At 60.3% G+C, this 14,575-nt stretch carries 13 protein-coding genes and 1 pseudogene; 3 read left to right on the top strand and 11 right to left on the bottom strand.

Going from position 1 to position 14,575, the window contains the following annotated elements:
* Positions 1-29 precede the first annotated feature (29 nt).
* Complete coding sequence (locus LG376_RS00865; RefSeq protein WP_225745891.1) at positions 30-3,461, top strand: pyruvate carboxylase; 3,432 nt, start codon at positions 30-32, stop codon at positions 3,459-3,461.
* Positions 3,462-3,712: 251 nt separating this feature from the next.
* On the opposite strand, the pseudogene LG376_RS12625 reads toward LG376_RS00865, so the two are convergent.
* The 7 genes and pseudogenes from LG376_RS12625 to LG376_RS00830 all read right to left on the bottom strand — a co-directional run.
* Positions 3,713-4,333, bottom strand: a pseudogene (locus tag LG376_RS12625) (DUF1648 domain-containing protein); the annotation flags it as partial.
* A gap of 422 nt (positions 4,334-4,755) precedes the next feature.
* Entirely contained in the window at positions 4,756-5,133 is a 378-nt protein-coding gene (locus LG376_RS00855) for a GntR family transcriptional regulator (RefSeq protein ID WP_225745889.1), read from the bottom strand.
* Between the two features lie 141 nt (positions 5,134-5,274).
* Entirely contained in the window at positions 5,275-6,297 is a 1,023-nt protein-coding gene (locus tag LG376_RS00850; RefSeq protein ID WP_225745888.1) for an ABC transporter permease, read from the bottom strand.
* Complete coding sequence (locus LG376_RS00845; RefSeq protein ID WP_225745887.1) at positions 6,294-6,875, bottom strand: ATP-binding cassette domain-containing protein; 582 nt, start codon at positions 6,873-6,875, stop codon at positions 6,294-6,296. The genes LG376_RS00850 and LG376_RS00845 overlap by 4 nt, the downstream gene beginning before the upstream one ends.
* A 42-nt stretch (positions 6,876-6,917) precedes the next feature.
* A complete protein-coding gene (locus LG376_RS00840; RefSeq protein ID WP_225745886.1) occupies positions 6,918-7,361 on the bottom strand; it encodes a hypothetical protein in 444 nt (147 codons plus the stop codon).
* Between the two features lie 23 nt (positions 7,362-7,384).
* Positions 7,385-9,148, bottom strand: coding sequence for an acetyl/propionyl/methylcrotonyl-CoA carboxylase subunit alpha (locus LG376_RS00835; protein WP_225745885.1), 1,764 nt, complete (start codon positions 9,146-9,148; stop codon positions 7,385-7,387).
* Positions 9,149-9,304: 156 nt separating this feature from the next.
* A complete protein-coding gene (locus tag LG376_RS00830; protein WP_150850515.1) occupies positions 9,305-10,168 on the bottom strand; it encodes a sulfurtransferase in 864 nt (287 codons plus the stop codon).
* A gap of 248 nt (positions 10,169-10,416) precedes the next feature.
* Here LG376_RS00830 and LG376_RS00825 point away from each other — a divergent pair, with 248 nt between their 5' ends.
* Entirely contained in the window at positions 10,417-11,478 is a 1,062-nt protein-coding gene (locus LG376_RS00825) for a Cj0069 family protein (RefSeq protein ID WP_225745884.1), read from the top strand.
* Between the two features lie 87 nt (positions 11,479-11,565).
* Entirely contained in the window at positions 11,566-12,459 is an 894-nt protein-coding gene (locus LG376_RS00820; protein ID WP_225745883.1) for a DUF4282 domain-containing protein, read from the top strand.
* A gap of 110 nt (positions 12,460-12,569) precedes the next feature.
* Here LG376_RS00820 and LG376_RS00815 read toward each other — a convergent pair whose 3' ends face one another.
* From LG376_RS00815 to LG376_RS00800, 4 genes are read right to left on the bottom strand one after another with little or no spacing between them, the layout of a single operon-like run.
* Positions 12,570-13,310 carry a hypothetical protein gene (locus tag LG376_RS00815; protein ID WP_225745882.1) on the bottom strand — a complete coding sequence of 247 codons (741 nt, stop codon included), beginning with the start codon at positions 13,308-13,310 and terminating at the stop codon, positions 12,570-12,572.
* 15 nt (positions 13,311-13,325) lie between these two features.
* Positions 13,326-13,742: a DUF3151 domain-containing protein gene (locus tag LG376_RS00810; RefSeq protein WP_225745881.1), complete on the bottom strand. Its 417-nt coding sequence runs from the start codon at positions 13,740-13,742 to the stop codon at positions 13,326-13,328.
* A gap of 31 nt (positions 13,743-13,773) precedes the next feature.
* Positions 13,774-14,361: a nucleoside triphosphate pyrophosphatase gene (locus tag LG376_RS00805; protein WP_225745880.1), complete on the bottom strand. Its 588-nt coding sequence runs from the start codon at positions 14,359-14,361 to the stop codon at positions 13,774-13,776.
* Positions 14,361-14,570 carry an acyl-CoA carboxylase subunit epsilon gene (locus tag LG376_RS00800; RefSeq protein WP_225745879.1) on the bottom strand — a complete coding sequence of 70 codons (210 nt, stop codon included), beginning with the start codon at positions 14,568-14,570 and terminating at the stop codon, positions 14,361-14,363. The genes LG376_RS00805 and LG376_RS00800 overlap by 1 nt, the downstream gene beginning before the upstream one ends.
* Positions 14,571-14,575: the final 5 nt, after the last annotated feature.

Genomic DNA, 14,575 nt, shown 5'->3' with positions numbered 1-14,575 from the left:
GTACCTTCCGAGTTGAAAGGAACACAGAAGTGGCTAATCCCGCGCTTCCATCGTTCAAAAAGATTCTGGTAGCCAACCGTGGCGAAATCGCCGTGCGTGCATTCCGTGCTGCCTTTGAGACTGGGGCAAAGACCGTCGCGGTCTATCCTCGCGAAGATCGAAACTCCTTCCACCGCGCCTTCGCGGATGAGGCTGTCCGCATCGGTAATGAGGGACAGCCGGTAAAGGCTTATCTCGACATTAATGAAATCATTCGCGCTGCCAAGAAGGCTGAAGCGGATGCCATTTACCCCGGCTATGGATTCCTTTCGGAGCGCGCGGATCTTGCTCGTGCGTGTGAGGACAATGGCATTAAGTTCATTGGTCCGACCCCAGCGACCTTGGATCTCACCGGCGATAAGGCGGCTGCGGTTAGTGCGGCGAAGGAAGCTGGGCTGCCGACGTTGCAGGACTCGGAGCCATCGACGGACGTCGATAAGCTGGTCGAATACTCCAAGGACTTTAACTTCCCTGTCTTCGTTAAGGCTGTCGCCGGTGGCGGCGGGCGCGGCATGCGCTTCGTGGAATCCGAGGACCAGCTGCGCGAAAAGGCGGCCGAGGCTTCGCGCGAGGCGGAAGCGGCGTTCGGTGACGGCAGCGTGTACCTAGAGACCGCGGTCATCAAACCACAGCACATCGAGGTGCAGATTCTGGCCGATAGCCAGGGCAATGTGGTGCACCTCTTCGAGCGTGACTGCTCGGTCCAGCGCCGCCACCAGAAGGTGGTCGAGATTGCGCCGGCGCCGTCGCTGGATTCCGAGCTGCGTGACCGCATCTGCCAGGATGCGGTGAAGTTCTGTGAGCACATTAATTACGAAGGCGCGGGCACCGTGGAATTCCTCGTCGATGAGCGCGGCAATCACGTCTTCATCGAGATGAACCCGCGTGTGCAGGTGGAGCACACCGTGACCGAGGAAATTACCGGCGTAGACATCGTCAAGGCCCAGATGAATATCGCGGCCGGCGCTTCGCTGGAAGATATTCACCTCGCTCAGGACAAGATTTCCATTACCGGTTCGGCCCTGCAGTGCCGCATCACCACCGAGGACCCGAATAACGGCTTCCGTCCGGATACCGGCACGCTGACTGCGTATCGTTCGCCGGGCGGCGCTGGCGTGCGCTTGGACGGTGCAACCTCCGTGGGCGCAGAAGTATCGCCGAACTTCGACTCCCTGCTGGTGAAGATGACCTGCCGCGGCGTTAATTTCGAGCAGGCTGTGCAGCGCGCCCAGCGTGCGCTGAACGAGTTCACCGTCTCCGGCGTGGCCACCAATATCGGCTTCCTGCGCGCCCTGCTGCGCGAGCCGGACTTCACTCAGACCCGCGTGGACACCGGATTCATCAATGCGCATCCGCACCTGCTCAAGGCTCCGCCGGCAGTCGATGAGTCTGGTCGCATCCTCGAGTACATCGCGGAGACCACAGTTAATAAGCCTAACGGTACGCGCCCGACGGCGCTGCGCCCCTTTGATAAGCTCCCCGAGCTAGACCTTTCCGAGCCGCTGCCGCGCGGTTCCCGAGACGACCTGCTCGAGTTTGGTCCGCAAAAGTGGGCGGAGAAGATCCGTCAGCAGAATGCGCTGATGGTTACGGATACCACCTTCCGTGACGCCCACCAGTCCCTGCTGGCTACCCGCGTGCGTAGTACCGCCCTGGTTTCTGCAGCCGAAGCCGTAGCCCGCATGACCCCGAACCTGTTCTCGGTCGAGGCATGGGGTGGTGCAACTTATGACGTCGCCATGCGCTTCCTCCACGAAGACCCGTGGGTCCGCTTGGACATGCTGCGCGAGGCTATGCCGAACCAGAACATCCAGATGCTCCTGCGCGGACGCAATACTGTGGGCTATACCCCGTACCCGGATTCGGTCTGCCGCGGCTTTGTCCAGGAAGCAGCCAAGTCCGGCGTGGATGTCTTCCGCATCTTTGATGCTCTTAACGACGTCTCCCAGATGCGCCCCGCCATCGATGCCGTACTCGAGACCAATACCACCGTTGCTGAGGTGGCCATGGCGTACTCCGGTGACCTTTCGTCGCCGAAGGAGAACCTGTACACGCTGGATTACTACCTCAAGCTGGCCGAGCAGATTGTAGAGTCCGGAGCCCATATCCTTGCCATCAAGGATATGGCCGGTCTGCTCCGCCCTGAGGCCGCTTCCAAGTTGGTTATGGCGCTGCGCAAGGAATTCGACCTACCGGTGCACGTGCACACGCACGATACCGCGGGCGGCCAGATGGCAACCTACTATGCGGCCGCCTTGTCCGGTGCCGATATCGTCGACGGCGCCTCCGCGCCGCTGGCCGGTACCACCTCGCAGCCGTCGCTGTCCGCCCTTATTGCAGCATTCTCTCAGTCCAAGCGCGATACCGGCATCGACCTGCAGGCCGTATCGGATCTCGAGCCCTATTGGGAGGCCGTCCGCCAGCTCTACGCCCCGTTTGAGAACGGTATCCCTGGCCCGACCGGTCGCGTGTACAAGCACGAGATTCCGGGCGGCCAGCTGTCCAACCTGCGTGCCCAGGCCGTTGCCCTCGGCTTGGCAGACCGCTTCGAGGTCATCGAGGACACCTATGCAGCAGTCAATGAGATGCTGGGCCGTCCGACCAAGGTCACCCCATCCTCCAAGGTTGTGGGCGACCTCGCCCTACACCTTGTCGGTGCCGGCGTAGACCCTGCGGACTTCGCTGCCAACCCCACCAAGTTCGATATTCCGGACTCGGTCAACCAGTTCCTCCGCGGCCAGCTCGGTACCCCTCCAGGCGGTTGGCCGGAGCTGCGCGATAAGGTGCTCGATGGCCGCGAGGAAACCGGCGCCAAGGTGAGCGAGGTTCCTGCGGAAGAGCAACCGCATCTGGAATCCGATAACTCGGATGAGCGCCGCGCCAGCCTGAATCGCCTCCTGTTCCCGAAGCAGTTCGAGGAATTCAATGAGTTCCGTCGCAAGTACGGCAACACTGAGGCGCTGACGGATACCACCTTCTTCTACGGCCTTACCGAAGGCGAAGAAAAGGTCGTCCACTACTTCCCAGAGGACTCCACCGATCGCGCCGACCTCAAGCAGGTCGTGGTGCGTCTTGACGCCGTGGGCGAGCCGGACGGGAAGGGCATGCGTAACGTCGTGCTCAATGTCAACGGTCAGATTCGCCCGATGAAGGTTCGCGATGAAAACGCCGAGTCCACCGTCGCCACCGTAGAAAAGGCCGACCCCTCCAACGAGGGCCATGTCGCCGCACCATTCGCCGGCGTGGTTAACCCGACCGCCAAGCCCGGCGACGAGGTTAAGGCCGGCGACCAAATCGCCGTCATCGAGGCGATGAAGATGGAAGCATCCATCTCCGCCACCAAGGATGGCGTGGTCGAACGCGTGGCCATCGGCCAGGCCACCAAAGTTGAAGGCGGCGACCTCATCGCCGTCATCAACTAACTGACGCACACCAGCGCCCCGCTTCCTTCGCGCAATCCTCTAGGAAGCGGGGCGCTGTGCTGTCTGCGGGCGGCTTTTCGCGATTTTGTCCATCCAAAACACCAAAACCGTCGACGAAATTGGCGGTTTATATGGACGAAATCGTTGATTCGCGATGATGGCGGAGGTCTGCTTTAACCAAGGATGACGGGCAATGCTAACGAGCCGACCAGGATGAGTATCACGAGGCCGAAAAAGACTTTGGCCTGCCACCGGGCATAATTAAACGACATTCCCGTACCGAAGCGCTTATCTACCAGTACCGCCGGATCATCCGGGTTGTAATACATTACGCCCCATTTATAGAGGTGGTCATTGTCCGGTGATTCTTTGTCTTCATCAGCGAAGTGAATACCGCGCAATTGCTCGGATAACCGGGATTGTTTGTAGAGAATAAATACAACTAGGCCGATGCTGCCACCAATGGCGAGAATCAACATTGTGATGATCGCGGCGCTGTGGAAGCGTTGATAGTGCGGGATAGGGCTGGTTACCTGCATGAAGGCCGTCCCGGCGCTGATGAGCAGAGTGAGTACTCCCATTCCGGTGTTTGTGAAGGCGAGGTTGGCCTCGTTGCGTAGCCTCGCTTTAATGTTGCGCTCAGAGCGTGGGGATACCTCACTATGCGCGATAAAAGAGCAGATAATCGCAAATAGGCCCAGCAATGCCAAAGCAACGAATGAGGAGAAAAACACGCTCCTAATTGATTTGTCGCTCCAATTGTCGGCCTCCATGGAGCCATTCCAGTGCACGGGAACGGGGTCAGGAATATCGGACCAGTGGGAAGCGACGATGATGGCACCGGCCGCGATGCATAGCAGGGAGGCGAGCATTGTTAACCACGGAAAAGTCGGTGTGGGGATGCCTTCGAATTCGGGTGTGCCATTGGCGTTGGTGGAAACACGAGCAGCGATGGTGGTTTCAACCTCGTCGAACCAGCCGCCCGCCTTTTTAGCGGCGATGATGCGGCGACGTTGGGAGATGTAGGCCCACATGCCACCGAGTGCTACCACGAGAGAAGGTACGGCGGCTATTAGCGGCAGTTTCCAGGCAAAGAAGGACAGAACCGTTGCCGCAATGCCACAGGTCCACGTACGTACCTTGAATCCGGCAAGGGCAGAGGTAACTGCACTATCGGAAAGGTAGGCCTTTGGCACGCGAACACCGAGCGGTGTGCTGGGCGAGGCAAGGGCGGGCATTTGGGCCATAATCCAGGTAATAGCGAGAGTTGTGGCGGCCATTAAAAGTGCGAAAATCATGACGATACTTCCAAGTGTTTAAGAGTGGAGCTGAGGTGAGTGTGGAGCTCATCTGGGCTAAAGCCCTGTGCGCGGGCGAGTGCGACTATGCGGCCTAAATGCTCAGCTAGTTGCCGTTCTTGAGCCTGGGTGCGAGCACCGGGTCTGACGATGGAGCCGGAGCGGCCGGCGGTTTCAACGAGGCCGTCAGAAACCAAGAGGTCGTACGCCTTCTTCACGGTGGCCGGGTTGATGCCTATGTCTTTCGCGACGCGGCGGACGGGGTCGAGCTTGTCGCCATCAGAGAGCTGTCCGCGAGCGATAGCCAAAACGATTTCATCGTGAATTTGTTGGAAGACGGGGATATCTGAATCGGGGTTGAGGTTAATAAACATCTGTCACCTCCAATCTTTATTCTGTATTACTTATAGTAACACAAACTGTGTTATGTGAAGTAATACAGAATTAACCTCAAAAGAAATCCCCAGGTATGTGCAACTTATTGAAGTGACGTACCTGGGGAAAGTGCAGGGCGACTAGAAAAAGAGGATCACAGCTATGGCCGCAATACCGAAGCCACCGCGTAGGAAGTAACTGAAGACCTCGGGGGAGAATGAAGCACCGAAGCCACCGGTGTCGATGATGCTCATAGTGGTCACGCGTGCGGGGCGGGAGCGCTTGAAGGAGGCATAGGTAAGTCCTAAACAGCACGCGGCGAGTACGAGTATCGGCAGCTTCCATACGGTGGCGATGAAAGCGGTGCCAAGAACAGCGGCACCTGCGGAAGCGGCCAGTGGCAGTCCCCAGTCGGGCAAGGCACCATCGATGATGCGGCCAAAGGATGCGGCGCGGCCGGTGGCGGCGCCGACGATGGTCCATGCGACAGCGAATCCAATGAGGGCAAGGCTGCCAAGCTGTGGTGCTAGACCTAGGGTTAGGCCCATGACGGCGACCGCGCCGAGCGGGATGTACCAGCGGCGGTACAAGCGCCGGAAAAAGAGGAGACCGGGCGATACCGTGGCGCGCGAGCGCGGGCGCAGGCGCGCGCACTGGGAGGCGGTGGCATCGGCAGATACCTCGGAATCCAGTAGCCCAAAGGAGGACGAGCCGACGGCACGGGTACGGCCCGCACGAAGGAGCGAGGCGAGATCGAAGGATCGCCAGCCAATGACAAACCGCAGCAGTGGCAGGGTTATCGCTGCATAGAGCGGAAGGTGCAGCGATGTACACAGGGCTAGGCCGAGGAGGCTCACGCCGGCGAGTTGGGCAATAGACAGCTTATCGACGCCCCGCATATGCCCCTGCGGCCTATCCACATAGACCCACCGGCCTAGGGAAAGGCTGCGTAGTGGATAGAGCGCTTCAAGGAGAACGATGAGGGCGAGGGAGCCGAACGCAGCGCCAATGGTCGCGGTGGCGGGTAGAGAAGCGGCTGTGCGTTGCGCGAGCGAGGGCAAAACCTCGGCGGCATTCTGCCAAGCGTAGACACTGACGCTCGCGATGAGCGCCGCGATGAAGGCGTAATAGAGGGCTGAAGAGGCTTGAGATAAAAGCTTCATGAAATCTCTACCACCTCGTCGCAGGCAGCGAAGATGGCCGGGGAGTGGGAGGCTAGCACTACACAACGGCCCTCTGCGGCGAGGCGGCGCAGCTCCTCGGCCAAGAAGGCGGTCCAGGTGTGGTCAAGGTGGCGCTCGGGTTCGTCGATAAGCAGGGCCTTGGCCGGCTGATAGAGCTGGGCGGCGAGGTAGACGCGCTGACGCTGGCCCGAAGAAAGGTCGCTGACCGCGGAGTTTAGGATGTCGTCGTCGATGGCCCAGAGCTCATGGACCTCGGCAAAGTCTACGCCGGAGCGGCGCGAAAGCAGGGTGAAGTGCTCTCCGACGGTGAGGTCGGGCAAGAAGACCGGGTCCGCGACTGCGATGACGGATCCGGCGGCCTCAGCGCTGCCGGGTGCGGCACCGTCGATGGAGACGGTGCCTTTCAGTGGGGCAATTTCGCCGCTCAAGGTCTGCAGCAGCGTAGATTTACCCGCACCATTGGGACCCTTCAAGCCGTATACGCGCCCGGCGTCGAAGGTGCGATTCAGGTGCCCCAAAGCGGTGGAATGTCCGTAAGTTGCATCTATTTTCAGCATCGTAGCTAGGTTAGCAGGAGGGCGGACGGACCTAGGGGCGAGCTAGAAGCGGCGGAAGAACTTGCCGGGTGCGAGTTCCTCGAATCCGGGCAGGGCCGTGGCAGAAGAGATGCCGGGGGCAGTCTGCTCGGCCGCGAGGTCGATGGCGTTGGCAATAAGCAATTCGCGGGCGGCGGGGTCATCGCTGGAGACGATGAGCTCGGGAATGTCTTCGGGATCGAAGGGGGTGAGCCAGGTGGCGTCGTCAAGCGGGTGCGCCGAGGGATCGCCCAAGAAAGCTGGGCCTTTGTCGGCGGCGGGGTAGTAGCGCAGGAGCGCGGCGCCGCGGGGAGCAACGGTAGGGTCCTCGTTGGCGGCCATGGGCAGGGCGATGACCCCGCCGTCCACAATGGGGGACCAGTCCGCGATAGAAGAAGGGAAGAGGCCCGCAAGATAATCGCGGTCCTCTTCCTTGGCCAAGCGCACGCCGAGGGAAGAATCAGTCATTCTTCCAAGGCTAGCGGGGCAGGCTACTTGATTTCCAGCAGTACGCTGCCCTTAGTGGTAGAAGCGCCTGCTTCCACGGCAAGACCGGTTACGGTTCCGGCCTTATGTGCCTTGACGGGGTTTTCCATCTTCATGGCCTCGAGCACGAGGAGAACCTCGCCCTCGGTGACCTCTTGGCCTTCTTCGACGTTGACCTTGATGACCGTGCCCTGCATCGGAGAGGTAACGGCATCGCCGGACACTGCGGCCTTGGCGCCGGAGCCCTTACGCTTCTTCTTTTTGCGTGGGGTGCCGTTGGCGCCGAAGGAGGCGGGGAGGGCAACCTCGATGCGGCGGCCGTCGATTTCCACGGTGTGCACCTGGGAAGGCTCTGCGTCGGCGGCTTCGGCATCGGTGGACTCATCGTGGGCGGGCAGCTGGTTATCCCATTCCTCTTCGATCCACTTGGTGTAGACGCCGAAGTTGCCGTCTTCTGCAGCGAAGGCGGGGTCAGCAACGACAGCCTGGTCAAACGGGATGACGGTGGGCAGGCCCTCCACCGTGTACTCGGACAGGGCGCGGGCGGAGCGACGCAGCGCGGTCTCGCGGTCTGGGCCCCAGACGATGAGCTTGGCCAGCATGGAATCGAATTGGCCGCCAATGACGGAGCCCTGGACGACGCCGGAATCAACGCGCACGCCCGGACCCGCTGGCTCGGAGTACTTCACGATGGTGCCAGGGGCCGGCATGAAGTTTGCCGCGGCATCCTCGCCGTTGATGCGGAACTCGAAGGCATGGCCACGCGGGGTGGGGTCTTCCTTCAACGAGAGCTCGTGGCCCTCAGCAATACGGAACTGCTCGCGTACGAGATCGAGGCCGGTGGTTTCCTCGGAAACTGGGTGCTCCACCTGCAGGCGGGTATTGACCTCTAGGAAGGAAATGAGGCCATCGGCGCCTACCAGGTATTCCACGGTGCCGGCGCCGTAGTAGCCGGCCTCGCGGCAGATGCGCTTGGCGGATTCGTGGATGGAGGCGCGCTGCTCCTCAGTGAGGAAAGGAGCTGGGGCTTCTTCGACCAGCTTTTGGAAGCGGCGCTGCAGGGAGCAATCGCGCGTGCCGACGACCACTACGTTGCCATGCTTATCTGCTAGTACCTGGGCCTCGACGTGGCGGGCCCGATCCAGGTAGCGCTCTACGAAGCACTCGCCGCGACCAAAGGCGGAGGTTGCCTCACGGGTGGCGGATTCAAAGAGCTCCGGGATTTCCTCTGCGGAGTACGCCACCTTCATGCCGCGGCCGCCGCCGCCAAAGGCAGCCTTGATGGCCACAGGCAGGCCATGTTCCATGGCGAAGGACTGCACCTCATCGGCGCCGGCTACCGGATCCTTGGTACCTGGGGCCATAGGTGCCTCGGCGCGCTCGGCGATGTGCCGCGCGGTGACCTTATCGCCCAAGTCACGAATGGACTCGGGGGAGGGACCAATCCAGGTCAGGCCGGCGTCGATGACGGCCTGGGCAAAGTCGGCGTTTTCAGACAAGAAGCCATAGCCGGGGTGGATGGCATCGGCGCCGGACTTTTCTGCGGCGTCCAGAATCTTGTCAAAGACGAGGTAGGACTCGGCAGAAGTGGTGCCGCCGAGGGCAAAGGCTTCGTCGGCAAGCGAGGCAAAAGGTGCCTGGGCGTCTGGCTCGGCGTAGACGGCGACGGAGGCAATGCCAGCGTCGCGGGCCGCGCGGATCACGCGAACGGCGATCTCACCGCGGTTCGCCACGAGAACCTTAGAGATCTTTTTGGTTTCTACTGCCACGGCAGCAACCTCCTGAACACATTAGGTTGAATACGCAATCTATTCTTGTACACAAAAGCATGAGTTAATTTTCACGCACGCGAGTGGGGATATTTTTGAACAAAAATAAACCCACATCCATGCCGGATATGGGTTTATGTGGCGAAACCGAAAAAGTTAACGCTCAATCGGCATTTTCACCATATTGCCCCACTCAGACCACGAACCATCGTAGACCTGCGTCTTTGTGAATCCCAAAAGATGCGTCAACACAAACCAGGTGTGCGCGGCCTGCGCGCCCACGTGGGAGTAGAGGATCGTTGCAGATTCAGGCTCCAGCATTCCGTAATTAACCTTGAGCTCCTCGGCCGAGCGGAAGCAGGAGTTGGGATAGTTGGAACGGTCCCATTCGAGGTTGATGGCGCCGGGGATGTGGCCGTGGCGCATGGTGGTGCCGTAGGCGGAATCGCCATTGGGATCGTGCTCGGTGGCCTCGCCCGCAAACTCCTCTGGGGAGCGGGTATCCACGAGCGCTCCTTCGGACTCTCGCACCTGGTCTACGAAGGCACGCAGGACGGAATCATCGCGGCTTACCTCGGGGTATTCGGATTCGGGGAAGTCCGGCACCATGAAGGAAGTATCGCGTTCCTCGGCCATCCAGGCATTGCGGCCACCATCGAGCAGGCGAACATCCTTGTGGCCAAAGAGGGTAAATACCCACAGGGCGTAGGCGGCCCACCAGTTGGACTTATCGCCATAAAGGACAATCGTATCGTCGGCATTGATGCCCTTGTCCCGCATCAAGGCAGTGAACTCTTTGCCATCGATGAAATCGCGAGTAAGTGGGCTCAGTAGCTCCGTGCGGAAGTTGATGCGGGTGGCGGTGGGGATATGGCCAATGTCATAGAGGAGCGAGTCTTCATCGACCTCAATGACGCGCAGGCCCTTGATGCCTAGGCGTGCGGACAGCCACGGTGCAGACACGAGGCGCTCGGGGTGTGCGTATTCCTGAAATGGGGGATAGGGATCAACGTCAGCCACTGTCCGCCTGCCTTTCCTATAAGGGTTAGTAATTTGCTCCCACCACTTTAACCCGAATTTTCCCGTGGTGATCACTCGGGGATCATTCCTGTGGTGTGCGATACAGGGCTCGGCCGGGGAAATAGGGGCGCCGGCCGACGGGGTTAGGCAGAGGGGGCAGTTGGCCGCGCGGGGGAGGAAAAGCTGGGATAAACTCAGGATATGGTGCGACAACGTGCTATGAACACCACCTAAGAAGGGAACTGCTAGTGCACAAGGCAATCGTTGTATTTGAGGTAGAGGGCGGCTCCGATAAAGGCGCAGATGGTCACCGTAAGGACACCATGCCGATCGTCAACGCGATCAAGGAACAGGGCTGGGATGCGGAGGTTATCTACTTCCACCCAGATAACGCGGAAGAGATCTACGCCCAGGTTTCTGAAAACTTTGATGCTTATATCTCTCGCGTGAACCCAGGCAATATCCCCGGTGGAGAGAAGGGCTATTTCGAATTGCTCACCAAGTTGGCCGATGCCGGCCTGGTAGGCATGTCCACTCCGGCGGACATGATGGCCTACGGTGCCAAAGATGCACTGGTCAAGCTCAATGACACCCCGCTGGTGCCGGACGATACCGCCGCGTACTACGAGGTAGAAGAGCTGCATAATACTTTCCCTACCTCGCTGTCTTATGGTGAGCGGGTGCTCAAGCAAAACCGCGGTTCCACCGGTGAGGGCATCTGGCGCGTGCGCCTCGCGGACCAGGAGCTTGCCCAGTCCGTAGAACCGGGCACCGCGCTCCCGCTCGACACCGCCCTGAAGTGCACCGAGGCAGTAGACAATCAGACCCACGACTACAAGCTGGGAACCTTCATGGACTTCTGTGACCAGTACATTGAGGGCGATAACGGCATGCTGGTGGACATGCGCTTTATGCCGCGCATTGTGGAAGGCGAAATCCGTATTCTCCTCGTGGGAGATGAGCCGGTATTCATCGTGCACAAGAAGCCGGCGGAAGGCGGCGACAACTTCTCTGCCACGCTCTTCTCCGGCGCAAAGTACACCTACGATAAGCCGGAATCTTGGCCGGAGTTGCTCGAGATGTTTAAGAAGGCTCGCCCCGTTATCGCAGAGAAGCTCGGCGATACCAAGGATGTTCCGCTGATTTGGACCGCGGACTTCATGCTTGATGATGCCCCCGATGGCACCGACACCTATGTCCTCGGTGAGATCAACTGCTCCTGTGTTGGCTTCACTTCCGAGCTAGACATGGGCATCCAAGAAAAGGTTGCCGCCGAGGCGATTCGTCGCGTTCAGGACGCGAACGCCTAGCGCACGCTGTATTCTGCCAAGTGGCCCCACGGGTGACCGTGGGGCATTTTCCTACCATCCCCTAAAGCATTTTCTAAGGACCAGATTATGGCTGATAATGATTTCAACTCCGACGGGTTTCCGAAGGATTTTTCTCCGCGCGATTTTTCCGAGACCCCGCGTCACCACGCCGAGGACGCTGCGAAAAGCACCGAAGGCACCGGTGCCTCCGAGGTGAATGAGACCAAGGAATTCGGCTCTACCGATGCCAAGGAGACGAAGTCTTTCGGCCACACCGATAAGCCTGGTGAGTCTGGGCATTCGAGTGCTCTTTCCTCCCCGCAGCCGAGCGCGGAGGGCAACTCCTCTGACTTCTGGGCCTCCTCGAAGTCCTCCACCCCAAGCGAGGGCGCTGCCTCCCGTGCGCATAATCCATTTACGGATCCGGCACCGTCGGACGCTGTTGCGAACGGCGATCAATTCGGCTCCGCCCAGTCCGCTAGCGATCAGCCGGTTTTCGGCGGCTATACCCAGCAGCAGGGCACGAGCCAGGGATTCGGACAGTTCCCGCAAGCAGGCGATGCTCCTGCCGATTCCGGCCAGACTCTCGGTGATAAGAAGAGCCAGATGAGTGACACCCTCAAAGGCTTGGGCAAGAAAGACGGCCTATTGGGCGGACTCTTTGAGTTCGAGTTCAAGCACTTCCTGACCCTCACCCACGTGAAGGAAATCTACAAGGTTGCCATGATTCTTGGCGGCATCATGTGGATCCTTCACCTCCTCGGCGCCTTCTTGTTCGCCACCGGCATGGGCATTTATGGCATTCAGGAAGATTCCGCGTCCGCCATCTTCGGAAGCATTTTTGCTTTCATCTTCCTAGCGGTACTGAGCACTGTCATTTACTACGCAATCATGGTCGCCATCAGGCTATTCCTGGAAGCCATGGTGGCTAACGTGCGCATTGCACAAAACACCGGCGACATCCTGGACAAGATGGATTAGCACTGTAATGAGCCGCTTGCTCTATTGAGCGAGCAACGACATGCGCCCCAGCGAATTCCGCTGGGGCGCATTGTATTGCCGGCATAGGCGATTAAATGTCGGCCTAAAAGTTAGTCGTAGGTGCCAAGCTGATAGCTGGGAAGGTCAACCCACATCTTGTTAAATTCCTCGACTTCGCCGGATACCGGCTCGAGGGAATCGCCCTGTGCCCGCAGGCGCACAGTGTGGTGGGCGGTAATGCCCTCTGCAGTGGAGCGGCTGCGTTCTCCCCACGTGAAATCGACCTCGGTGTCTGAGACCGAGGTGATGCTCTCTACCTTGTGGAAGACGGACATGTCCTTGGCCGGAGCACCATTGACGTAGAAGGCTATGCCATCAGCAATCGAGGCGCCGGTGCCTGCCGGGCCGTTCACATCGCCCATTGAGCCGCGGAAGATGATCCAGCTAATCGTGGCGCACGGGTCATAGGAGTTCTCAATATCGGCGATCCAGTAGTTGAAATCGCTGCCGTCATCGGCGGGCATGCGCCCGGGGGCCGTGCCAGAGGCGTAGACCTTGCGTGGGTCGTTGGGCAGCTCCATGCACTCGCTGTCCTTGCCCTTCTCCTGCTGCTGCGTGGTCGTTTCATCGCCCCCGTCGGTGGACTCAGACGGGGAGGGTGCTGCAGCGGAAGCCGTGTCGTTCCCGCCGGAGGATTCATCCTCGGCAGGTGCTTGGCTGGAAAAGACCGGCTCTGGGGAGGAAGAAGAATCCTCCTGAGCACCGCAGGCGCTCAGCGCGAGCGGCATGGCAGCGGTGAGTAGTGCGACGGCGGAGAAGCGGCGTAGGCAGCGCGGTGTCATGGCAGGCATGCGGGAACTCCAGGATTAGTCGAGGAGGGTGGCGACGGAGTCCGGGTCGGCGTCGGAAAGCATCTGGCGAATGCGGTCGTACTCGTCGTCCTCGCCGATGGCCTTGGCGGCGTGGCCGAGCGCGGCGATGGCGCGCAGGACACCCTGGTTCGGCTCGTGGGAGAAGGGGACAGGGCCCCAACCCTTCCAACCATTGCCGCGCAGTCGGTCGAGGCTGCGGTGGTAACCCGTGCGCGCGTAGGCGTAGGCGGTGATGAAAGTGGACGGTTCAGAGCCTTCCTGCTCCTTGAGTTCCTGCTCCGCTAGGAGCGCCCACAGCAGCGGGGAATCGGGGTGGGCAATAATGCCGGCGGCGAGATCCGAGGTGGACTCCGCGCCGGGATCGGCTGGCAGCTCAATGGGTTTCGGGGCAAGCATGTCTTTCATTTCCATGCCACCCCACTGTAGCGACGCCGGCGCGCTGCTACCAGAAATCGGAGACGTTCAGCTCAAAGGTATAGAGCGCGCGGCGCACCACCGGCAGCGATAGCCCGATAACGGAGGAAGGATCGCCTTCGATGCGGTCAATGAACCAGCCGCCCATTGCTTCCAAGGTGAAGGCACCGGCGCAGTGGAGAGGCTCGCCGGAGTGGGCATAGGCGGCGATATCGGACTCGCTGGCCTGAGCAAAGTGCACCGTGGTGGTGGACGTTTCCACATGGCGCTCATCGCCAAAGATGAGGCAGTGGCCGGTAAGCAGCTCGGCTGTGCGGCCGGCTTGCTGGTGCCAGCGTTCAATGGTGGCTTCCTCGGTATGGGGCTTTCCTTGGAGTTCGCCGTCGAGCAGCAGCATGGAATCGCCGCCGATGACGGGCTCGGTGGGGTAGCGTTCCGCCACCTTTTCGGCTTTGGCGGTGGCGAGGGCCGCCACGATATCGGCCGGCGGTTGGCCTGCGAGCGAGGCTTCGAGGGAGCGCTCGTCAATATCGGCCGGCTCCAATACGGGCTCCACGCCCGCGCCGCGCAGAATAGACGCGCGCGAGGGTGATTGGGAGGCAAGGATAAGCCGCATTAGAAGTACCGCACGGTATGGAAGGCGGAGGGGTTGTAGACGCGCTGCGCGCCAAAGCGCTCGAAGCGCTCGGCCGGGTTGCCCCATTCATTGCGTTCTCCGGCAACGCCCGAGCGCTTGGCGCTCATCTGCGCCAATACGGTGCGCAGGGCCGCGAGCTCATCCTCGGTGGGATTGCCCTTGACTACCTTGATTTCAGGTGCAGACATTTCCC

The organism is Corynebacterium sp. Marseille-P4611, from assembly GCF_916618765.1.
GTDB lineage: Bacteria > Actinomycetota > Actinomycetes > Mycobacteriales > Mycobacteriaceae > Corynebacterium > Corynebacterium marquesiae.
Note: the sequence above shows the minus strand (reverse complement) of the source record. Positions and strands in the feature narration are given on the sequence as shown.